This is a genomic window from Mesobacillus foraminis (assembly GCF_004340465.1).
Taxonomy (GTDB): Bacteria; Bacillota; Bacilli; order Bacillales; family Cytobacillaceae; genus Mesobacillus_B; species Mesobacillus_B foraminis.
The window spans coordinates 428,068-450,151 of record NZ_SLVV01000003.1 but is presented as its reverse complement, the minus strand read 5'-3'; the positions used below and the strand labels follow the sequence as shown (position 1 = coordinate 450,151).

Here is a 22,084-nt window from a genome sequence, read left to right as displayed (position 1 = left end):
CGGAGGGTTTTTCATGAAAAAAAGGAGCTTTATCACCATCATCCTCATCTTGGTTCTCGCATTGATGACGGCCTGTTCCAATTCAAAAACAAGTAACGCAAAGGAAGAAGATTCAGCCAATTCAATCGGCAGCGGGAAAAAGGCCGATTTGATTCTGGCCACTACAACCAGCACCCAGGACAGCGGATTGCTGGATGTCCTGATTCCTGTATTTGAAAAAGAAACGGACTATAATGTTAAAACCGTTGCTGTAGGAACCGGACAGGCTCTTGAAATGGGGTCACGGGGAGAGGCAGATGTCCTGCTAGTCCATGCACCGGAAGCTGAAGAGAAAATAGTTGAGAGCGGCGATGCCATAAACCGTCAAAAGGTCATGTTTAATGATTTTATCATTGCCGGACCGGCCGAGGACCCTGCCGGCATCAAAGGAAGCACAGCAGGTGAGGCGCTCACTAGCATACTGGATTCGGGGGCTGTATTTGTTTCACGAGGCGATAACTCCGGCACTCATAAGAAAGAACTTGAGCTTTGGAAAGGCGAGAACCTTGATCCCAAGCAACACAAAGCCTATATTGAAACAGGCCAGGGGATGGGCAGTAGCCTCCAAATCGCTGCCGAGAAAAAAGGCTATATCCTGACAGACCGTGCTACCTACCTTGCCCAACGAGATTCTCTTGCTGGCTATGAAATTTTAGTGGAAGACGATGAAAGCCTTCTCAATATTTATCATGTGATGCAGGTCAATCCCGGGAAGCATGAAAGAGTTAATAAAGAAGGCGCGAAGGCGTTTGTTGACTTTATGTTGAAGAAAGAAACGAAGGAAACAATCTCACAATTCGGCAAAGACGAATATGGGGAACCGCTTTTCTTCTTGTTCGAATAGATGCCCTGTGCTGCTAGGCCCTAATTAAAAGAGAAAGTCTGCTGATAGATGATGGAATTATTATTTGAAGGGTTAATCAAGGCGTTTGAAATGATTATCTCCGGCGACCCGGAAATTGTTGAAATCACATTAAGGACATTAAGGGTGTCAATGACGGCCATCCTCGTCAGCACCCTTTTGGGCCTTCCCGCCGGCATGCTGCTAGGCCTGGCGAGATTCCCCGGCCGAAAGCTGATTCTTGTCCTTATTAATATTGGAATGGGTCTTCCCCCCGTTGTTGCGGGCTTATGGATTACAATTTTTTTATGGCGCTCAGGTCCTCTTGGCGATCTTTCTCTCCTGTACACACCGGCTGCCATCGTTATCGCCCAGACACTGGTGTCACTGCCGATTGTTACCGGCTTGACCGCTACAGCCTTCCAGCAGATCGATGAAAAAATGATTCTGCAGATTAAAGCACTTGGCGCCACACGCTGGCAGCTGGTGTGGATTTTAATGAAGGAGGCCCGTCTTGCCATTCTTGCAGCTATTATTGCCGGGTTTGGCCGTGTGGTTGCGGAGGTCGGCGCGGCCATGATGGTAGGCGGCAATATCAGCGGGGAAACAAGAATCCTGACAACCTCGATTGTCATGGAGGTTTCGAAAGGGAACTTTGATATTGCCCTGGCCTTATCCTTCATTATTATGGCCATCGCCTTTTTGATTACGTTCTGCCTTACTTTTTTACAGCAAAGGAAGCGACCTGAATGAAAGAGCCTTTAATTGTTTTGGAGAATATTAATATCAGGACACGGGACAGAAGCATATTATCCATCCCCCGTTTTGAGCTGTTTCCTGGAGAGGCTCTTGGTGTCATGGGACCTAATGGCGCTGGTAAAAGCACATTGCTTAAGACCATGGCCTTGCTGGATCTCCCGGGGGAAGGGACCGTTTTCTATCGCGGAAAAAAGGTTACAGACCATTCCGTGCTTGATGTGCGGCGAAGATTTGCAGTGGCTCTTCAACAATCGCTCCTCCTGGACATGACGGTGCACCAAAACATCGCGATTGGCCTAAAGCTGCGCCATCGAAGCCGTCGGGAAATTAATATGAAGGTGGAGCATTGGATGGAGGTGTTTAAAATAAGTCATCTTGCAAGAAAACAGGCTCTCCATCTTTCTGGAGGAGAAGCGCAGCGTGTCAATCTGGCAAGGGCAATGATTCTGGAGCCCGAAGTACTGTTTCTGGACGAACCGTTTTCCGCTCTGGACTTTCCCACGAAGGTTCAGCTCCTGAAGGACATCAAACAGGTTGTCAGCAAGACAAACACAACCACCGTTTTCATTTCCCATGACTTAACGGAAATAAAATACTTTACTCAGCGAATGGCCATTATAATGGGCGGCGAAATCAAACAGGCCGGAAGCACAGCGGAAGTGCTTTCAGAACCGAATGCCTACGCTGCTTCCTTCATAGGCGAGTGGAGCCGCCTCCTGACTTAGTCCGACTTTATCATCTTAAAATTTTTTTTAATATTGGCTTGTTGTTTAATAGAGGAAACCATATCGGAGGGATGCTGAATGAAGTACGCAATTATTACAGGCGCCTCAAAAGGGCTTGGTGAGGGGATTGCCCACAAAATGCTGGAAGAAAATATCAACGTGATTGCCATATCGAGGACAGAAAACGAGGAGCTTAGAACAGCTGCTTCAAATGGAACTGCTGAATACAGCTATTACCCTTGTGACCTCACCTCCGCTAATGAAATAAGGGATGTATTTTCAAAGGTTTCCGAGGCGGTTTTCCATGATCAGTCGCAAGCTGTCTATTTGATTAATAATGCAGGAGTCGTTGATCCGATTGAAACAGTCGGAGAGCTGGAAGAAGCGGCTGTTTTGCGCAATATACAGGTGAATTTAACAGCCCCTATTCTCATCACCAACTTATTTGTAAAAGCCGCAGAAGAGAGAGGAAAACGCCTGGTGATCGCGAATGTCACTTCCGGTGCAGCTGAGCGTCCAAGCCATGGCTGGAGCATTTATTGCAGCACCAAAGCGGCGATTAATATGTTTACAGAAACCGCTGCTCTTGAATTCACCAATAAACTAAGCCAGACGGTCATTTTTGGCTACAGTCCCGGAATCATGGACACAGGTATGCAGGAGACAATCCGTTCCTCCTCCAAGGAAGCCTTCTCCGAAATTGAACGTTTTAAGGAATTCAAGGAGAAAGGCATGCTGCGGCCGCCTTCTGTTGTCGCCAATGCGCTGGTTAAGCTGATACTGGAGAAGTCCATTGAAATCGGCAAAGTCTATCATGTAAACGATCTGCTCTAAAAGAAAAGGCCGGGATCCAAAATTGCAAATAAGTACATTGAAGCCTTTTACCTATGAGTCCTTCACCTCAGACGTGAAGGACTCAGACTGCAGACAAACTCAATGAAAACTTCGAGTTTACCTCCAGCTTTTTAGTTTGGTTGGTGGACGAAGTAGGCTGTTGATTTCCGTTCCAGTCGCTTCGCTTTCCGCAGAGCTGGCGCTGAGCCTCCCTGTAGCAAGCTCCTGCAGGATCTCACCTGACCAGCTGATCCCCAGGAGTCTGCACGCCTTCCACCCAAAAACAGGCTTTAAAATGCTGGTTATAACATGCATAGACCCCTATAAAAGAACGGCTCATCGCCACTCCGTTAAAACTCGAATCTTTTCCCTTTTATTTACAGTAATTAAAAAAACAGGAACTATTCTACAGGATTTTTTTTCACAATTCAATTCTATCTTTCTATCAGATTTTGTCATATATTAGGATTTGATGGAAAATACTATTATTGGGGGAAAACAATGAACAAAATCCTTTCGGCTACACTGGCAGCAGTATTGGTCCTTGGACTGTTCCCTTTGTCATCTTTTGCACTTGCACCGAATGAAGCTGCTCCAGTTTTAAATGAGACAGGCTGGACCGCAGATGAACTGGATGAGTATCTGGATTACTATTTCTATATTCCGCTGGAGGAAGTAGAATCAATTGAAGACCTAAAAGAAATGCTCGGCGTTCCGCTGACAGAAGAAAACCTGCAGCAAATTGCAGCAGAATACGAGTTTGCAGACAAGGAAGAGTTAACAGACTTTCTTGTGGAATATGGAGAACTTGAAGAAGGACAGGATATTATTGAAACCTTCTTTTATACGAATGCCCTTCGTACATTGATCGAAGACTACCAGGATATGGAGGAACCAACACCTCTCACCGAAGAAAGTCTTGCAGAATTTCTTGCCGATCTTGAGATCACCCGCGAAGAACTGAACGAGGTACTGGCCGCTCAAGGACGGAAGGTAGAGGATTTTGAAACCATTGAGGAGCTTGAAGAGGCTTACTTTGAAGCAATTGTGGGCGAAGATCTCCTTGATGGGATGGATGAGGTATTGGCCCAGTTCGGCATTACTGAAACGGAAGTTGAGGCACTGTTTAACCACTTTGACAGCATCAACATCAGTGATCCAAAAAATGAAGCTCCATTAATGGCAATCTTGGAACGAACTGAAGCGATTGGGGATTTTGAGAGTGCAGACGACCTGACGGATGCCGAGCTGCAGGAATTGGCCAGTATTATGAGGGACATGCTGACCATCCTTCAGCTGGATGCAAAATTCTACCTGACTAAGGATGGAAATAAGACTCCCCTTTCTGACAGGGAACTGATTGAGCTTGAAAGCACTGATGGCGCTGACCTGCTGATTGAGCTGTATAATCTGCAAGGTGTGTTCCTCGCCGACATGATTATTACAGCGGAGATGTTTGGTTCGGAAATCATTGAGGAAGTGAAGGACGAAGCCGAAAAAGTGATATCGCAGCCTGTTCTTCCTAAAAAGCCGGCCAAACCTGTTCATCAAAAAACACCAAAGACGGTAAAAGGCGCCAAGATGCCGAATACAGCAGGGAACTTTGCTGAAGGCGCTCTGCTTGGATTAGGATTCATTCTTGGCGGACTTATTCTGGTCAGACGACGGTATGTGAAGCATTCATGATAAAAAAGCATCGACTTGTTGTTTTCGCAGGAATGGTCCTCCTTGCTGCCGGGGTTTATCTGCTGGCAGCGAACCTGCTTCCCCTGATGAAAGGAAATACAGCAGAAAGAACAACGTCTGCCCAGGCCGAGAAGCAGGAAGAACCAAAGGAAGCTGAGGTACCGGTTAAAACAGCGGCAACCACCGAGAAAGCACTCTATTCTGAACGCCCCGAAAAAGGGGAAGAATTCGGAACACTTTCCATTCCTAAGATTTCTGCTTCCCTTCCTATCTTTCATGGTGCCGACGAAGAAGAACTGGAGAAAGGGGTCGGCCATTTTGCCGGCAGTGTCTTGCCTGGAGAAGACGACAACTCCGTGCTATCCGGACATCGGGACACAGTGTTCAGGCAGCTTGGCCAGGTAGGAAAAGGCGACCTGCTTATTGTATCGACACCAGCCGGGGAATTTACGTATAAAGTAAAAAAGGTGCGGATCGTTGATGCAGACAACCGGACGGTCATCGTGCCCAGACCCCGGGCTACACTGACAGTAACCACCTGCTATCCTTTTAACTACATTGGGGATGCCCCCGAAAGGTACGTTCTGGTGGCAGACCTTTATGAAACAAAGCTCGCTGACAGCTAATCATACAGGGAGATCAGAAAGTGCCGGCTGTGATAACAGCTGGCACTTTTTGCATTCTCCATAAGCCGGCAGTGCCGCCTCCCTCTTTACCGGATAATTTTACTCCTCCTAGGAAAACTAAAGGTGAAATTCTTGCAGGGAGGGCTTAACATGACAAAGAAGTTTAACAAAGGAAGCAAAAACCAGAACTCGCCAAAAATGGGGAACCAGCTGGCTGAGTTCTCTGGGGAACTCTCAACCGGTGACAACAGTAAAGGTAATAAAAGAAACAAAGATCAAAACGATAAAACAGATAAACATTAGTAAAAATAGAACCGGCTGGATTAGCCGGTTCTATCTTTTTGGATTAATATTAATCGCTGGAGTGCCGCTTTGACCGTTATAAGTTGGTACTATGCCATCCCGTTTGCTGCTGTCGCCATAAAATGTATCCTGCAGTTCTAGGTTCGCTTCCGTTGTTCCTTCTTCCTCGCTTGCAATTCGTTCTTCCAGCCCCTTATCAGCAGTTTGGCGCCTTGCCTGAATATGGACATTTGCCTTATCTTTTTCCGCCATTTTGATTCCTCCTTCTTGAGTTTAATATCATCACTTTCCTTTTTTTAAATACTATTTTCCCTGTTTTCTTTTATAAAAAACAGCCCGATCAAAAGACAGGGCCTCGGTGCGTTAAACATTTATCTTGTGAATTGTGTGAATAATATGTTAATAACTCGAATAACCTCTGTTCATAACCACAGATATTTGTGAATAAGTCATCTGAAATTGTTGAAAAGTCCGAAATTTATGCCGAATCGTACATTTTTTTTGCAGTGATTCCGTTATTGCCCTGTGTATAAGTCCCCGGGACCGGTCAACTGCCCACATACCGAGAATAATACATCCTGGCTTTGGTTATATCGTCCACCCCATGAACCAGGACACGCCCATCCTTGAAAAATACCATTGAAACATGTTTGTCAGGAGAAAACCTCAGGAGGAACGGGTTTACGATTACTTTTCCGCTTCCCTTTAATTTCCCAGCCAGCTCCTCCAGCGAATACGCGTTAATCTTTCTTGGATTAATTTGGACTGTGTCCCTCCCGCAAAGAACAGCATAGGATATTTGCTGCTCAGAAGACCGGTCAAGAAATTCAAACTGGCGGTGCACGCAGGCCGGGCACTCAGGATTCTGTCCGCCCGATATATCCAATTGGAGGAAAGACTGATGCCAGATGTCAATCTGTTCAAGGTTTGGGCTGTGCTGTGCTCCCACCAGCAGCTTTAACACCTCCACAGCCTCAAAGGATCCGATGATATCGGTAATTGGCGATAAAACGCCAATGGTGTCGCACGTCTCCCCTAATCCTGTTTGCACCTTTGGAAACAGGCAGCGATAGCAGGGGGTCTTCCCCGGGACAATCACAGCGAACATTCCCCTTGAAGAAACCGCACCGCCATATACCCATGGAATCCCAAATTTGACTGAAATATCATTAATCAAATAGCGGGCTGCAAAATTATCTGTCCCATCAACAATGACATCAAAACCGGACAGGAGCTCGTCGGCATTATCCAAATTCAGATCTGCGATAACGGGATCTACCTTTACGGTGGAGTTAATTTTCCTCAGCTTTTTCTCGGCGGCCACCACTTTTGGAAGATGATTGGACGCATCCTCTTCATCGTATAGTGACTGGCGCTGAAGATTGGACAGCTCCACCAGATCCCTGTCGATTATCCTCACATGGCCGACACCTGACCGAACAAGATGATTGGCAATCACGGTTCCAAGCGCCCCCATCCCTACAATCGCGGCCGAGCTTTCCAAAAGCTTCCGCTGTCCCTTTTCCCCTATCGGTTTAAACAGTATCTGGCGCGAATATCGATCTAAGTTATTCATCCTATCCCCTCTTTTCTATCTTCCATTATAAAAAAAGAAAAAAATTATTTCGAGCATTGAAAAATTAAAAGGAATTTTCGGCCTAAATAGCTAATTTAATAGGAATGAAGGCGTTTTTATTTTATAAGAAAGAGGTGGCGAAAAAGGATGAATCTTGGCGGTTTTAAGAACAAGGAAATCCTGGTGGATTTGACTGAAAGATCGGTAGGCTACAGAGAGATCAATGAAGAGGACGCCAAAAAGTACATTGGCGGACGCGGTCTCGGTGTCAAGTATGTATTGGATAACGGCCCCGAAGTGGAACCTTTATCCGAGGACAATCTGTTATGCTTCATGACTGGTCCTGTCACAGGATCACGGTCTTCCATGAGCGGCCGGCTTGCAGTTGTCACAAAATCTCCTCTGACTGGAACGGTAACAGATTCCCATATTGGCGGCTGGACAGCGGCCCGATTAAAATGGGCAGGCGTGGACAACGTGATTTTTAAAGGTAAGAGTGATAAACCTGTCTACCTGTTTATTGAGGACGGAAAGGCCGAGCTCCGTGATGCCTCTGCACTTTGGGGCAAAAGCACCCGTCAGACCGTCAAGGCCATGAAGGATGAGCATGGCGAAGAAAACCTGAGTGTCATGACCATCGGACAGGCTGGAGAAAACCAGGTGCGGTTCTCTGCTTTTATTAATGAACATGACCGTGCTGCAGGACGCGGAGGGACAGCAGCGGTAGCTGGATACAAGAAACTGAAAGCAATTGTGATAAAAGCTGCACAGAAAGGAAATATGCCTGAGCCTAAGCAGAAGGACGACTACGCAAAGGCCAACCGCAAGGCGGTGAAAGCCATCCTGGAAGGGGGCCTGACAGCTCCCAATAAAGGCGGGTTATCCGTTTATGGAACAAATGTCCTTACCAATCTGATCAATGAGGTTGGCGCGCTTCCGACAAAGAACTCCCAGTATACTCATTGGGAGCATGCAGAAAAGCACAGCGGCGAATATGTAAACAAAAACCTGCTTGTGGCGAACAATACATGCCATGCCTGTCCGGTGGGCTGTAAAATCGAAGTGGAAGTGAAAGACGGCAAATACAAGACTAGAGTGGAGAGCATCGAGTTTGAATCCGCCTGGTCCCTTGGTTCCAACTGCCTGTTAAGTGATGCGGAAGCCATTTCCTTTATGATCGACCAGTGCAATGAATACGGGATTGACACAATTGAGCTTGGCCATGCGTTTTCCGTTACCATGGAAGCCAGTGAAAAAGGGCTGATCAATGAAACCCTTAAATGGGGCGATGCCGATGGAATGATTGACCTGACAAGGAAGATTGCCCATCGTGAAGGACTTGGAGGAATTCTTGCGGAAGGCCCGGCGCGTGCGGCGGCAGAGTGGGGAGCTCCCGAGCTGTCCATGTCTGTAAAAGGGCAGTCCATCCCGGCATACGATCCCCGTGGAATCCAGGGAATCGGCCTTGGCTATGCAACGAGCAACCGCGGCGCCTGCCATTTACGCGGCTACACAGTTGCCAGTGAAATTGCCGGAATACCCGAACCAACCGACCGCTTGAAGGCTGAAGGAAAAGGCGAATTGCTGAAGGTATTCCAGGATCTTCTGGCCTTCTCCGACTCTATGAATATCTGTAAATTCTCTTCCTTCTCTGAAAACGCCGAGCATTATGCCGAGCAGTACAGCACAATGACCGGAATACCGATGACAGCTGAAGATGTCATGGTTGCAGGTGAACGGATTTACAATCTAGAACGCTATTATAATAATCTTGCAGGCTTTGACAAGCGTGAGGATGATTTCCTTCCAAAACGGTTCACAGAAGAGCCGGCTTCCGGCAACAGCGCGGGTTCTGTCAGCAGAATGGACATCATGCTGGAGGAATACTACCAGGTTCGCGGGTGGAGAGATGGAGTGGTTCCTGCCGAAAAGCTGCGCGAACTTGGAATACTTTCTGAAGAAAGCTCTGCTCCAACTCAGCAGCTTTAACGCTTGCCTCCTGTTAAACAAACAACGGCCGGGCGCCTGCCTGGCCGTTGTTCTGTGCATATGACTTCTCATCCGCCAATCCGTGTCGTCTTATAGCGGTACCTTTTGATCAGCTCATCCAGGTCTGTTCCATCCTGCGCTGTAAAACGGACCAAAACAGCATTTACTTTAAATACTGAAGTAAAGGAAATTTCCTCTTCACCAAGTATTTCCCCGCTCCAGTTTTCTCCCTGATATACGATTGGAAACCCCTCGGTAATCTGCTTTCCTCCGAGCTCCTCAAAGTACATGCCCAGGTGGCCGACGGAGATCCCGCGGAACTCGAGCTGTTCGCTTGCCACCTTAACCACCTGCCACCGGCGGGAAAAGAGCGAACTGGTCATTTTCCGCCACCCTCGTCTCAAGCTCCTCCAGGTGAACGATATTTTTCCCGTTTATATATACGTGTACAAAAGGTTTCAGCTCTTTTTGGGGAGTTAAAATTTCTTCTTCCATTTCTGGAAACTTTTCAATCATTTTATCCAAAATATCAATAACCCGGTTTCCTTCTGGAATCACCTCGACCTGGACACCGCCGCAAATATCGCGGAGATTTGCGAATACTTTCACCTGCATCCTTGATTTCCCCTTCCCTTTTATTTTTATCTTAAAAGGAAAATCAAGGTTTGTCACGGCTGTCTTTGTTTTATTTAGAAAAATCAAAATGAAGGTTGACATAACCTTATCCTTGCCCTAAAGTCTTCATGGGAGGATTTACTGCATGATTAATTTTAGTAGAAAAGATTTATATATGATTGGACTAATGCTTTTTGCATTGTTCTTTGGGGCTGGAAATTTAATTTTCCCGCCGTTTTTAGGTTTTCAGGCGGGGGAAAGCTTTTGGCCGGCCATTCTTGGTTTTGTTGTAACCGGTGTTGGCCTTCCGCTTGTAACGGTACTGGCCATCGCAATGACCAGGGACGGAGTGGCCGAGATGGGCAAGCGGGTGAGTCCCTTGTTTTCCATAGTATTTTCCGTTACCGCCTATCTGTCAATTGGACCGTTTTTTGGCATTCCGCGAGGGGCAAATGTCGCCTATGAAATGTCCATCAAGCCCTTTTTAGGGAATTCGCCTGCAAACTCATGGATTCTATTCTTGTTTAGTGTCGTATTCTTTTCTCTCGTATACTGGGTCTGTTTAAACCCTTCAAAGTTAGTGGAGCGGATCGGAAGCATTCTTACACCGCTTTTGCTCGCAGCCATCGCTCTTTTAGTCCTGGGGAGCCTTTACAACCTGGACGGGAAATCTGCAGGGACAACCGGAAAGTTCACTTCGGCCCCATTTGCGGCCGGATTCCTTGAGGGATATCTGACAATGGATACGATCGCAGCCCTTGCTTTTGGCATCATAGTGATCAACAGCATCCGGGAAAAGGGAGTTACCGACAAGGCCACAATTGCCAGGCTGACCCTAAAGGCAGGACTGATTGCGGGCGGCGGTCTTGCCCTTGTCTATATGGGACTTGGGCTCCTTGGCACAAAGATGCCTGGAGCGAATTCATATGAAAATGGCGTCGAAATCCTTACAGAATCAGCAAATCTAATGTTTGGACCCTTTGGCATGGTACTGCTGGGCCTGATCGTTACTCTAGCCTGCTTCACCACCTGCGTTGGCCTTGTTGCCGCCTGTGGGCAGTTTTTTTCCAGGCAGTTTCCGAAGGTAAGTTATCTAAAATTTGCCACAGTCATAACAATTGTCAGCTTTTGTATCGCTAATCTTGGACTGAACCAAATCATTACTATTTCCGTTCCTGTCCTGACCGTCATTTATCCTATAACGATTGTACTTGTGCTCCTGTCCCTGACGGATAAATATTTCGGGGGCAAAAAAGGTGTTTATATAGGTGCTGTTTCTGCAGCCCTTATCATCAGTGTACTTGATGTGGCCATGTCCTTTGGAATGAATCTGCCGTGGCTCCATGCGTTTCTCCATTCTCTTCCCTTATACTCCGAGGGACTTGGATGGCTTGTTCCAACAATCATTGGAGGAACCGGCGGATATTTGTTAAACAAATTGACTAAAACAAACATGTAATTGCTAAAAGAGAACGCACAAGCAGATTTAACTGTTAGTTACAGTATGTTTCACATTGAACTATCAAACCCCTGTTGATTGGAGTGGAAGGCGCGCAGACTCCTGCGGGATCAGCTGGACAGGTAAACCCCCGCAGGAGCTTGCGACAAGGAGGCTCAGCGCCAGCCCGCGGAAAGCGAAGCGCCTGGAACGGAAATCAACAGCCCCATGTGTACTCCAACCAAAAAAAGACAAGCAGATTTAACCGCTTGTCTTTTTTCATGAACATAAAATCAAATGACAGAGTAATTTTCCCATTCCGTCACAACATAAATAAGAGAATTCAGGGTATAGATTTTATATTCAGTATATTAAGGAGGGTTTACATGAAGGCTGTTACTTTTCAAGGCGCGAAAGATATTCAAGTAAAACAGGTTGAGGATCCGAAGATTCAAAAGAATGATGACATTATTGTCCGGATTACTTCCACGGCCATTTGCGGGTCGGACCTCCATATTTATCTTGGAGCCATGCCCACAAGGCCCGGTTATGTGATTGGTCATGAACCGATGGGAATTGTTGAGGAAGTAGGCCCTGAAGTAACAAAAGTAAAAAAGGGCGACCGAGTCGTCCTTCCATTCAACATATCGTGCGGCCACTGTTTCTATTGCCAGCATGATATGGAAAGTCAATGTGACAACTCCAATCCCAATAAGGAATTGGCTGATACTGGGGGATATTTTGGATTCACCGAACGATATGGCAACTATCCAGGGGGACAGGCTGAATTATTAAGAGTTCCATATGGCAATTTCATGCCCTTTGTCATACCTGAATCATGCGAACTTGAGGATGAAGCATTATTATTTATGTCCGATGTTCTTCCGACAGCCTACTGGAGTGTGGAAAACTCGGGTTTAAAGCCAGGCGACACCGCAGTGGTACTTGGCTGCGGACCGGTTGGCCTAATGGCGCAAAAATTTGCCAGGATGAAGGGGGCCAAGCGTGTAATCGCAGTCGATAATCTCCCATACCGCCTGAATCATGCAAAAAGAATGAACGACTCCGAAGTATATAACTTCGATGAATATGAAGACATGGGAAAATATATAAAAGAAATAACCAGCGGAGGGGCCGATGTTGTCATTGATTGTGTCGGCATGGATGGGAAAAAGTCAGTAATCGAAAAAGTGGAGCAAAAGCTGAAATTGCAGGGCGGAACTCTAAGCGCCATCCAAATCGCCATTGATGCGGTTAAGAAATTTGGCACCATCCAACTGACTGGTGTGTATGGCTCGGTGTACAATATGTTCCCGCTCGGCAATATTTTCGAACGCAATATTACCCTTAAAACAGGACAGGCACCTGTTATTCATTATATGCCCAAGCTATTTGAAATGATTTCTCAGCGGGATTTTGATCCGACTGAAATTATTACACACAAAGTCCCGATGGAACAGGCAAGCGGTGCTTACAAAATGTTTCACGAACATGAAGACGAAGTGATAAAAGTTATTTTAAAACCGTAAAAAGAACTCCCCTCTGTAACCGGAGGGGAGTTTCTTTGAATCTTATTCGTTCTTATCGGCAGGAAAAACGACACCCATTTGCCGGCGGTATTCCTCCATGATTTCCATGACAGTCAACGAGGTTTTAAGCGAATTGATGCTAGATTCAGTTTTTCCATTGTTGATTAATTCAATAAACTCCGCCGCTTCATAATACATCGGCTTTCTGGACTGTTCCTGGCTGAGATCCTCTTTCTCGCCATTGCGGTAAAGGATTTCCACCTTCTCAGGCACATTGATTTTATCGAGGACGATTCTCCCGTCTTCACCCTGAATTTCTGAAGGAAGGGATGAATCTGTAATTTTCGAAAACATTACAACCGCATCCATATCCTTGTACTTCAATACCATACTGCCTTCCCCGTCCACGCCGGTCTCGAGCATAACACCAGAGGCTTTGACTTCCTCAGGCTTCCCAAACAAGGCAACAAGAGGGTAGAGACAATAGATCCCGATATCCATCATCGCCCCATTAGAGAATTCGGGCTTGAAGGCATTCAGGACATTTCCATCTTTATAGGCATCATATCGGGACGAGTACTGGCAGTAGCTTGCAAAATAGCGGCGTACTGGACCGATTTTATGAAGATTTTCACTGATGATCCTGAAATTCGGGACAAGGGTAGTCTTGAGGGCTTCCATGAGAAGAACTTCTTTCTCCCTGGCCATTTCAATCAGTCCCTTTACCTCTCCGGCATTGGAAGCAATCGCCTTTTCACAAAGAACATGCTTTCCATTTTCCAGAAAAATCAGTGCCTGGCTGGCATGAAGCGAATTCGGGCTTGCGATATAGACAGCGTCAATTTCATTGCTTTCCGCCATGTTTTGCAGGTCAGTAAAAATGGTTTCCACCCCAAATTGACCTGCAAACTCCCGGGCCTTTTCCCCGGTCCGGGAATAGACGGCTGACAGCTTAAACTCGGGGTGTTCAGCAGCAGCCTCGATAAATTCTTTTGTTATCCAGTTGGTTCCAATTATTCCAAAGCGAATCAAAATCTTTCCTCCTAATACGAACTTTTTTCAAGCGTTAAATTATATCGATAAACCTCTTCAGCTGAAGAGAGCTTGTACCCCATATTAGGATTAAAATCCAGCGTGACTTTCTCATGAAGATTCTTCTGGCTTTCTTTCGAAACGATGACCGGAATTCCTTCAATCTCGAATAAATCATCCAACGAGTACTTTTTGTCAATTTTAAGACTGTGTTCATCTGCTATTGTACAGCTGCCGACAAATACGGCTTCAATCCGGATTCCTTCATCTTCCTTAAAAGAAATCTTTTTCAATTCATCAACTGCAGCTGGTGTGAGATTGATTTGCATCCTGTTCCCCCCTCTCCTCAGATATGTCCACTTTATCCATTTTTGCCAAAATTGACAACTGATTCTGTTTAAAAAAGGTGCCCCCGCTGTGAAGGCACCCATTTCATTCTTATTCTACTACTTCCAGTTCAACCTCTATATTGCCTCTTGTTGCCTTTGAATATGGACAAAATTCATGTGCTTTATGAACCAGTTCTTCCAATTTGTCTTTTTCAATGCCTGTCCCTTTTACCTGCAAAAGCACTCCAAGCTTGAAGCCGTCATCTGTTTCATCTTTTAACAGGCTCACATTGGCCGTTACTTCTGATTCAAACTTGACCCGTTCTTTTCTTGCCATTAACTGCAAGGCGCCATCAAAGCAGGCAGAATAGCCTGCGGCAAATAGCTGTTCAGGATTGGTCGCTTCCGGCTTTTCCTTTGCCCGGGGCGTGTTTGGCATCGCAAGCTCCATATTGATTACTCCATTGGAGGATTCCACTCGTCCTTCCCTTCCTCCAACAGCTGTAACAGAGGCTGTAAATACTTTTTCACTCATGTCTAATGCTCCTCTCTCAAATTGATTCATCATTTACTTATTCCCTCCTGCTGCCTACATATTCCAAAATCTATAAAAAAACACAGCCTCTCTTCTTTAGGCTGTGCCAAAAAATCCTGATTTCCTTAATCTTGGTCGTCATCCGTATCCTTTTCGAGGATTTTCCCGGTATTGGCGTCAATTTCGTAATCTACTTCACTTTTATCTGTTTTCACTTCCAATTCGTAGACAAGATCATCCCTATCGAATTCAAACTCTACTACTTTTCCTGGTGTTTCTTTTACAGCGATGGCGATCACATCGTCTTTAGACAGCTTAATCTCTGTATTTTGAACATTGCTTTTATTATCGTCATTGTCATCGTCGTCATCCCTGTCAATTGAAATCACTTCACCAGTCACAGCGTCGATTTTGACATCCGTATCATCATTTCCGTCTTCACTGCGCAATTCGACTTCATAATTTTCACGGCTATCGTCTTTATCATATTCCACTTTCTCGACAGTGCCTCCGGCTTCCTTGACCGCTATTTCTTCAGCCTTTTCCATTGAAATCGTGTTTTCCGTTTTCTTGGCAGCTGGAGCCGTATTTTCCGCACGATCATCGAAAGCACCTGCTCCTACAGCTCCCCCTAATAACACAATTCCTGCAACTCCAGCAATCAAAATATTTCGTTTCATTTTATTGGCCTCCTTATTTGGTGATATCTATACTATAGACAACCAAGATGAGGAAACTCAGAAAGAAAAATGAGAAATTGATGAGAAATTGATGAGCTTTTATCCGTTTTTAATCATCATAAAATACTCCCGTCACTTCTCCCGTAATTGCGTTAATCCGGACGGTTCCATCCTCGGCCTCTTCCCTTTCCACATCCACCAGATAATACGTGACTCCCCCTAACTCTTCCGTTTCAATATCTTCCATATCATCTACTTCGCCATTAATCGTTTTGATGGCAATTTGGGCCGCTTCTTCTTTCGTAATGAATGTTACAGTTTGGGCCGGGGTTTCTTCCTGAGGCTTGGGTTCCTGTTTGGCTGGTTTCTTTCCTGGACTATCTTTTGTATTCTCAGAGGGCTGTTGAGGGGTCTCTTGTTCTTCCTCCTTGGCTGCTTTCTCCTTTATCCTGGATACTCTCCCGATTTCACCGGTATCCCGATCCATTTCAACAATATATGTCCCTGACTCCAGTTCCATCGTAACCTCATATGCCCGGGACTTATTTTTCACGTTGACCACCTTGCCTTTATACAGCTCCTCCGCTTTGCTGGTGGCTTCAGCTTCAGACAAGGGTTCTGCAGATGTGAATGTTTTCGTCAGCTGCCAGGCTCCGATTACGAGAATAACAATGATTGCAGCTCCAAATACAAATTTCTTTATCCTGGTCCGTCCCATTTTTCTCACCTCGTTGTTTTTCTGTTAGACTCTGTAAAACCTTAATGTGTCATCTTCCGCTACAAAAGTTCGGCTTTTCGTTGGCGGTTCGGGAGCCTACCCTTGGATTGACGACCAAATGGTTGCCATTTTACCGCCTCTTTTCTGAAAAGACCCTTTGCTTCTGCAGCTAAAAACAATATCGATCTTAACAGAGCCTGCTTTGATATAAGGATACTGCACAAAAATGAGAAACAAATGAGAACGGCGAACTCTGCCGGAAAATGGGCAGATCGATGCAGCCAATTATGTTTATGTTGCCTTGGAGCTAATCCCTTCTCTATCCTTCTGATTACTCAAAGGCAGCAGAATCTTCGCTTTTGTCCCATATCCTTCTATGCTTTCCATCTGGATTTTGGCAGCCATTGCATCTGCAATCTCTTTCGCCAGTGAAAGACCCAGTCCAAAACCGCCTGTTTTTCTCGTTCTCGCTTTGTCCACCCTGTAAAAGCGGTCAAAAATCTTATCGAGGTCGGCAGCGGGTATTCCAATTCCCCGGTCAAGCACCTCCACTACACCGTATTGAGGTGTTTTCGTTACTTTCACTTCAATTGTATCCTCACTGTATTTCCGTGCATTATCCATTAAGATGTAAAATAGCTGCCGGAATTTTTGCGCATCGGTCCTGATCCTGACTTCTTCCTCAGTCTCCAAGTTAATGTCACGATGGTAAGCTTTCCTAAAAGAGCGGACCAGTTCATCCACAACACCGGCCAGGTTCAGCTCCTCCCATTCAACCTTCCATTGCTCGTCATGCCTGGCAAGCAGGAGCAGCTGTTCCGTCAGTTCCTTCATCCGAATGGCTTCGGAATGAATGGCCTGCACGCTTTCCTCAAACAGCTCTGGCTGCTCCCTGCCCCTCCTTTTTAAAAGGGAGGCATAGGATTCAATGACGGTAAGCGGTGTTTTTAGCTCATGGGAAGCATTGGAGATAAATTGTCCTTGTTTTTCGTAGTTGATCTCCAGCAATTCCATCATTTTGTTAAAGGTATCCCCCATCTGGTAAAGCTCATCCTTGGATTCCCTGGGGAGCGGAATCCTCTTGAAATGTCCGCTTCCCTGAATGTCCCGCATCGTTGCAATCATGGACGTAATCGGCCTCGTAATGAGATTTCCCAGAAGCCTGGAGGAAATAACGACAGGAATCATGGCAATCACTGTGACTGCTACCAGGACCGCCCGCAGGGTTCTGAGGACTTTCTCCGTCTGCTCCAGACTTTCCGTCACCTGAAGCGAGGCAACCTCTCCATCGTTCAATACCACGGGAATGGAAACAAAGGCGTGGGGAACGCCATTATACTCAACGATCCTTTGCTGTTCATTCTGGTAGAACTCAGCCTGAAGATCATAGAGACCTTGCTGCCCCGGGGCAACTGCTGCAGGCCCCTTGCTCCCGTCTGCCTTGACTATTAGAAGCATACCGTTGACCGGGACATAGGCTTTAAGCAACTCCTTGGAGGGGCCTGAAGCACCTGAATCATTAATGCCCGAAATGGCCTGCCTTGCCTCCGCAGCCGTCCTTTCCAGCTCGCTGTCCAGCATCATCCTGCTGAACGAGAGATAAATGGCTGAGGTAATAAGAATCAGGAGGCAAATGAACATCACAGTTGTATAGAGGTTGATTTTATTTCGCAGCTTCATTTTGAATCCTTTATGACATAGCCAACTCCGCGGACAGTATGAATCAGTGCTGCCCCGTAAGGCTTGTCGATTTTATTCCGTAAATAGCGTATGTATACATCTACCACATTTGTATCGCCATAGTAATCATAGCCCCATACCCCGTTAAGCAGCTGCTCCCGATTTAAAACCTGCCGCGGGTGTTTCATCAGATAGGCGAGCAAGTCAAACTCACGGGGAGTCAGTTCGATTTCATCTTCCCCTCTCTTGACCTCGCGCGTCATCTCATTAAGTGTCAGCTCCCCAACGGCCAGCCAATCCTCGTTTTCCGGAAACTGAGCATGAGCATTGGCCTGGTTTTGAAGCTGAAGCTGAAGCTGGCTCATCCTCAGGCTCGCACGGATGCGTGCAAGCAGCTCTTCAATTTGAAAAGGCTTAGTGATATAATCGTTGGCGCCTAGATCAAGGCCGGATACCTTGTCCTCGACAGAATCCTTTGCTGTCAGCATAATCACAGCCACCCCGGTATTAACAGTCCGTATTCTCCTCAGCAGCTCAATTCCGCTGATGCCGGGAAGCATGACATCCAGAAGAATCAGGTCCCAGGTTTTTTCCTGAAACAGCCTGAATCCTTCCAGGCCATCATGCGCCTTTCCTGTCTCATAGCCTTCATACGTAAGCTCCAGCTCCAGAACGCGAGCTATTTTTTCTTCATCTTCAACGATTAAGATCTTTGGCTTATCCATTTTTTCTCCTCTATGTTTATCAGAATTTACTGCCTCTTTATCTTACTATTATAACCTTACGCTTTAAAATTACGTTAGAAAACACGTTTTGGGAGTAGCCGCGTTTCCTGCCTATGAACCCTCTTAGGATAATCTTCATCGGCGGCCTGAAGTCCTTTCTTCTATGAATCTTCGCCTGGTTTGGTCATCATCGGCGAAATGACGTCCTTTCTTCAACGAATCTTCGCACGGTTTGGTCTTCATTCACGGCATGAAGTCCTTTCTTCTATGAATCTTCCCACTGTTCGTTCTTCATCCGCGGCATGAAGTCCTTTCTTCTACAAATCTTCGCCTGGTTTGGTCTTCATCAGCGGCATGAAGCCCTTTCTTCTATGAATTTTCGCACGGTTCGGTCTTCATCGGCGAAATGAAGTCCTTTCTTCTATGAATCTTCGCACGGTTTGGCCTTCATCGGCGAAATGACGTCCTTTCTTCTACGAATCTTCGCAGGGTTTGGTCTTCATCCGCGGCATGAAGCCCTTTTTTCTATGAATTTTCGCCCGGTTCGGTCTTCATCGGCTGGATGAAGTCCTTTCTTCTATGAATCTTCGCACGGTTTGGCCTTCATCGGCTGGATGAAGTCCTTTCTTCTATGAATCTTCGCACGGTTTGATCTTCATCCGCGGCATGAAGTCCTTTCTTCTATGAATCTTCGCACGGTTTGGTCTTCATCGGCGGCATGAAGTCCTTTCTTCTACGAATCTTCGCAGGGCTTGGTCTTCATCCGAGGCATGAAGCCCTTTCTTCTATGTATCTTCGCACGGCTCGGTCTTCATCCGCGGCATGAAGTCCCTTTCTTCTATGAATCTTCGCACGGTTTGGTCTTCATTCGCTGCATGAAGTCCTTTCTTCTACGAATCTTCGCACGGTTTGGTTTTCTTCTGCGAAATAAAGCCCTTTCTTCTATGAACCTTCCCCCGTTTCGGTCTTCATCACCGGGCTGGAAGGCCATCAACTAAAAAAAAGAAATCTCCCGGCATCCTGCAGGAGATTCTTCGTTAAAACTCAATTTTTATTTTTTGGGACTCGGCTATTTTTTTCTCATTCTTGTCAAATACATCGCTTGTGGTGATCTCAATCCACTTAATATCTTTTTCGCCGTCCTCATGATACTTCTCCTGCACCACAGCTCCTTCGTGGTCATGCCCGCCAGCTGCATTCACAATGAAACCCAGATTCCCTGCTTTTGTTTCTTTGCCGGCAATCTGCCCATTCAAGTCTTCAAGGTAAATATCTTTTTCCCAGTCAAAGGTTTCGCCAGTGTTTGTTTTTAAAAGTGCAACAGGGGCAAAACTCACTTGCTCTGAAGAAGTATTTTTTATCTCCACGGCCAGCTTAACAAAATCAAATTCCTCTTCATGCGTCAAAACATGAAAATAATCAATCATGCCGTAGCTCGGTCTCAGATGAATCTCTTTCATTTCCTTTACAGTTAATTCGATTGGCCCAGCCTTGTAGGTTTGATTGACGTCTTTAATCGCTTTTAAAGTGGCCTTCCCCTTATCATCTTCGTGCGTCTGGCCCACTTTTATCAAAGACCTGTCGTCGGTCACCTGCGGGTTGGGCTGATATTCGCCAGGGGTGATTCCGGATTGCGGATCCTGATTTTGCTCTTTCTGAGCCGTTTCTCTTTGATTGTCAGCTGCTTTCGCCTCATTCCCAGTTTCCGCCTTTTTTTCGTCTGCTGCAGGAGCGGCAGTGGCAGAACAGCCGGTGAGAAATAGCATCAAGGATAGCATGGACAACAATTGTTTCATGATGAACTCCTCCAGTAGATGACCAATTTTCTAAAAAAGTTCCCGCTGCTCCTGCATGAAGCAACGGGACCGGTTCAGTTTTTATTTATCATTGATCCGAATTTTATAATTTATAGCATCAAAAACATTCTTTGCAATATCCGTATTGTCGATTTTACCGGCAAATTCAGAGCTTGATGGTCCGAAGGCATAAACATTAACATCTTCGCCTGTATGTCCTCCAGTGGTCCATCCAGTGTTGGAACGCTTGTTAAAAATATTTTCAATGGCATTGTCAATCTCCAGGGTTTCCTTTGTCTTTGCCGCTGTCTCAACAGATTGAATTTCTTCTGGAGTCAGAGCCAGGATGTTCTGGTCGATATACTTTTTAAGGGTTTCCTCCACTCCTGCCCCTGCAGCAATTTGTTCCGCCATAAAATCCGGTGTGCGTTTCGCTGCCTTGATTGGCTCACCAAACCAATTGTAAATTCCATTCGCTCCAATGGAATATCCGCCAGTAGAATGGTCGGCAGTGGCGACAACAAGGGTATGCTTGTCCTTTTTCGCAAAGTCGATCGCCGCTTCAAAAGCATTCTCGAAATCTTCCATTTCACTCATGGCACCGACGATGTCATTGTCATGTCCAGCCCAGTCGACCTGGCTTCCTTCTACCATCAGGAAGAAGCCGTCCTTATCCTTGCTTAATTTCTCAAGTGCAACTTCAGTCATATCCTGAAGAGATGGCGTTGCTTCATCACGGTCAATCATCTTTGGCAAACCGCCTTCAGCAAATAAACCAAGAAGCTGGTCATCTTTGGTACTTAACAAGTCTTCTTTGTTTTCAACATAGGAATAACCGGCCTTTTTGAACTCTTCAGCGACATTGCGGTCATTGCGAACGAAGTTGCTTTTTCCGCCGCCAAGCATGACATCAATTTTATGTTTGCCATTTACAAGCTCATCATAGTAATCATCAGCAATGGCATTCATATTTTTGCGGCTTTCATCATGGGATCCAAAAGAAGCTGGTGTTGCGTGAGTTATTTCGGATGTCGCAACAAGCCCTGTGGCTTTCCCTTTTTCTTTCGCCGCTTCAAGGACGGTCTTCACTTCGGATCCGTCATTATCGACCGCGATGGCATTGTTGTATGTCTTAATTCCTGCCGACATTGCAGTTGCAGCAGAGGCAGAATCCGTTACATTTTGGGATGGATCCTCCGGATAAGTAGATTGCTGGCCAACAAGGTATTTGTCCAAAGTTGTTGGTTCCACGTTTTTTGTGGACGGGTCATCCTTCAGATAACGATGGGCGGAAGTGTAGGAGACTCCCATTCCATCACCAATCAGGACAATAACATTCTTGATTTCTTGATTCTTGTCCTTATCTTTTGAATGCTTGGCTTCGACAGGAGAAAAACCTCCCATCAGGCCTCCAAAAGCAACTGTTGAAAGCACAGCCACTGGCAGTATTTTTTTTGACCATTTCTGTTTAAACATTCATGACGCCCCCAGTTGATAGATTATTTAGCTACACTAAGGATTATATGGAGAAATTATTAATCTACTTTTAAGCAAATGTAAAGTTAATCAATAGATTCGTTAACAAATATTACAGGCAGTTACTTCTATGTAAATAGAAAAGGCCCCGCA

The 22,084-nt window shown here is 45.9% G+C and carries 25 protein-coding genes; 10 read left to right on the top strand and 15 right to left on the bottom strand.

Annotated elements, in window-relative coordinates; translation table 11 throughout:
• The first annotated feature begins 13 nt into the window (after positions 1–13).
• The 4 genes from EV146_RS06630 (at position 14) to EV146_RS06615 (ending at position 3,198) form a co-directional block, all read left to right on the top strand.
• On the top strand, positions 14–883 hold the full coding sequence (locus tag EV146_RS06630; RefSeq protein WP_132003611.1) for an ABC transporter substrate-binding protein: 870 nt from the start codon (positions 14–16) through the stop codon (positions 881–883).
• A gap of 48 nt (positions 884–931) precedes the next feature.
• Positions 932–1,633, top strand: a complete 702-nt coding sequence (locus EV146_RS06625) for an ABC transporter permease (protein ID WP_309136088.1) — start codon at positions 932–934, stop codon at positions 1,631–1,633.
• Entirely contained in the window at positions 1,630–2,364 is a 735-nt protein-coding gene (locus EV146_RS06620) for an ABC transporter ATP-binding protein (protein ID WP_132003608.1), read from the top strand. The genes EV146_RS06625 and EV146_RS06620 overlap by 4 nt, the downstream gene beginning before the upstream one ends.
• 78 nt (positions 2,365–2,442) lie before the next feature.
• The gene (locus EV146_RS06615; RefSeq protein ID WP_132003605.1) at positions 2,443–3,198 is read left to right on the top strand and encodes a (S)-benzoin forming benzil reductase; all 756 of its coding nucleotides are present in this window, start codon (positions 2,443–2,445) and stop codon (positions 3,196–3,198) included.
• Between the two features lie 117 nt (positions 3,199–3,315).
• Here EV146_RS06615 and EV146_RS06610 read toward each other — a convergent pair whose 3' ends face one another.
• Positions 3,316–3,513 (bottom strand): hypothetical protein, encoded by a 198-nt coding sequence (locus EV146_RS06610; RefSeq protein WP_132003602.1) that lies wholly within the window; start codon positions 3,511–3,513, stop codon positions 3,316–3,318.
• A 186-nt stretch (positions 3,514–3,699) separates the two neighbouring features.
• On the opposite strand from EV146_RS06610, the gene EV146_RS06605 reads away from it, so the two are divergent.
• From EV146_RS06605 to EV146_RS27450, 3 genes are all read left to right on the top strand, one after another.
• Complete coding sequence (locus EV146_RS06605) at positions 3,700–4,884, top strand: processed acidic surface protein (RefSeq protein WP_132003599.1); 1,185 nt, start codon at positions 3,700–3,702, stop codon at positions 4,882–4,884.
• A complete protein-coding gene (locus EV146_RS06600; RefSeq protein ID WP_181215826.1) occupies positions 4,881–5,510 on the top strand; it encodes a class D sortase in 630 nt (209 codons plus the stop codon). Before EV146_RS06605 ends, EV146_RS06600 begins: the two co-directional genes overlap by 4 nt.
• Positions 5,511–5,660: 150 nt before the next feature.
• Positions 5,661–5,813 carry a hypothetical protein gene (locus tag EV146_RS27450; protein WP_162990202.1) on the top strand — a complete coding sequence of 51 codons (153 nt, stop codon included), beginning with the start codon at positions 5,661–5,663 and terminating at the stop codon, positions 5,811–5,813.
• 30 nt (positions 5,814–5,843) lie between these two features.
• Here EV146_RS27450 and EV146_RS06595 read toward each other — a convergent pair whose 3' ends face one another.
• Positions 5,844–6,065, bottom strand: a complete 222-nt coding sequence (locus EV146_RS06595) for a hypothetical protein (protein WP_132003596.1) — start codon at positions 6,063–6,065, stop codon at positions 5,844–5,846.
• 295 nt (positions 6,066–6,360) lie between these two features.
• A complete protein-coding gene (locus tag EV146_RS06590; RefSeq protein WP_132003593.1) occupies positions 6,361–7,389 on the bottom strand; it encodes a ThiF family adenylyltransferase in 1,029 nt (342 codons plus the stop codon).
• A gap of 147 nt (positions 7,390–7,536) precedes the next feature.
• On the opposite strand from EV146_RS06590, the gene EV146_RS06585 reads away from it, so the two are divergent.
• Complete coding sequence (locus EV146_RS06585; RefSeq protein ID WP_132003590.1) at positions 7,537–9,378, top strand: aldehyde ferredoxin oxidoreductase family protein; 1,842 nt, start codon at positions 7,537–7,539, stop codon at positions 9,376–9,378.
• 68 nt (positions 9,379–9,446) lie between these two features.
• On the opposite strand, the gene EV146_RS06580 is transcribed toward EV146_RS06585, so the two are convergent.
• Both EV146_RS06580 and EV146_RS06575 read right to left on the bottom strand, forming a co-directional pair.
• Positions 9,447–9,728, bottom strand: a complete 282-nt coding sequence (locus EV146_RS06580) for a MoaD-like domain-containing protein (RefSeq protein ID WP_241993832.1) — start codon at positions 9,726–9,728, stop codon at positions 9,447–9,449.
• Positions 9,721–9,993 (bottom strand): ubiquitin-like small modifier protein 1, encoded by a 273-nt coding sequence (locus tag EV146_RS06575; protein ID WP_132003584.1) that lies wholly within the window; start codon positions 9,991–9,993, stop codon positions 9,721–9,723. The genes EV146_RS06580 and EV146_RS06575 overlap by 8 nt, the downstream gene beginning before the upstream one ends.
• A 145-nt stretch (positions 9,994–10,138) precedes the next feature.
• Here EV146_RS06575 and brnQ point away from each other — a divergent pair, with 145 nt between their 5' ends.
• Complete coding sequence (brnQ, locus tag EV146_RS06570) at positions 10,139–11,452, top strand: branched-chain amino acid transport system II carrier protein (RefSeq protein WP_132003581.1); 1,314 nt, start codon at positions 10,139–10,141, stop codon at positions 11,450–11,452.
• Positions 11,453–11,515: 63 nt separating this feature from the next.
• Here brnQ and EV146_RS27445 read toward each other — a convergent pair whose 3' ends face one another.
• On the bottom strand, positions 11,516–11,686 hold the full coding sequence (locus EV146_RS27445) for a hypothetical protein (RefSeq protein WP_181215827.1): 171 nt from the start codon (positions 11,684–11,686) through the stop codon (positions 11,516–11,518).
• A gap of 131 nt (positions 11,687–11,817) precedes the next feature.
• Here EV146_RS27445 and EV146_RS06565 point away from each other — a divergent pair, with 131 nt between their 5' ends.
• Positions 11,818–12,960 carry a zinc-dependent alcohol dehydrogenase gene (locus EV146_RS06565; RefSeq protein WP_132003578.1) on the top strand — a complete coding sequence of 381 codons (1,143 nt, stop codon included), beginning with the start codon at positions 11,818–11,820 and terminating at the stop codon, positions 12,958–12,960.
• A gap of 42 nt (positions 12,961–13,002) precedes the next feature.
• Here EV146_RS06565 and EV146_RS06560 read toward each other — a convergent pair whose 3' ends face one another.
• From EV146_RS06560 to EV146_RS06520, 9 genes are all read right to left on the bottom strand, one after another.
• A complete protein-coding gene (locus EV146_RS06560; protein ID WP_132003575.1) occupies positions 13,003–13,992 on the bottom strand; it encodes a Gfo/Idh/MocA family protein in 990 nt (329 codons plus the stop codon).
• 11 nt (positions 13,993–14,003) lie between these two features.
• A complete protein-coding gene (locus EV146_RS06555; RefSeq protein ID WP_181215828.1) occupies positions 14,004–14,321 on the bottom strand; it encodes an iron-sulfur cluster biosynthesis family protein in 318 nt (105 codons plus the stop codon).
• 109 nt (positions 14,322–14,430) lie between these two features.
• Positions 14,431–14,856, bottom strand: coding sequence for an organic hydroperoxide resistance protein (locus EV146_RS06550; protein ID WP_132003777.1), 426 nt, complete (start codon positions 14,854–14,856; stop codon positions 14,431–14,433).
• A gap of 125 nt (positions 14,857–14,981) precedes the next feature.
• Entirely contained in the window at positions 14,982–15,536 is a 555-nt protein-coding gene (locus EV146_RS06545; protein WP_132003569.1) for a PepSY domain-containing protein, read from the bottom strand.
• A gap of 109 nt (positions 15,537–15,645) precedes the next feature.
• Positions 15,646–16,254 (bottom strand): PepSY domain-containing protein, encoded by a 609-nt coding sequence (locus tag EV146_RS06540; RefSeq protein ID WP_219916250.1) that lies wholly within the window; start codon positions 16,252–16,254, stop codon positions 15,646–15,648.
• Between the two features lie 291 nt (positions 16,255–16,545).
• On the bottom strand, positions 16,546–17,934 hold the full coding sequence (locus EV146_RS06535) for a sensor histidine kinase (RefSeq protein ID WP_132003566.1): 1,389 nt from the start codon (positions 17,932–17,934) through the stop codon (positions 16,546–16,548).
• The gene (locus tag EV146_RS06530; RefSeq protein ID WP_132003563.1) at positions 17,931–18,659 is read right to left on the bottom strand and encodes a response regulator transcription factor; all 729 of its coding nucleotides are present in this window, start codon (positions 18,657–18,659) and stop codon (positions 17,931–17,933) included. Before EV146_RS06530 ends, EV146_RS06535 begins: the two co-directional genes overlap by 4 nt.
• 1,037 nt (positions 18,660–19,696) lie before the next feature.
• Positions 19,697–20,455, bottom strand: a complete 759-nt coding sequence (locus EV146_RS06525; protein ID WP_132003560.1) for a hypothetical protein — start codon at positions 20,453–20,455, stop codon at positions 19,697–19,699.
• Between the two features lie 81 nt (positions 20,456–20,536).
• A complete protein-coding gene (locus EV146_RS06520) occupies positions 20,537–21,931 on the bottom strand; it encodes an alkaline phosphatase family protein (RefSeq protein ID WP_132003557.1) in 1,395 nt (464 codons plus the stop codon).
• Positions 21,932–22,084: the final 153 nt, after the last annotated feature.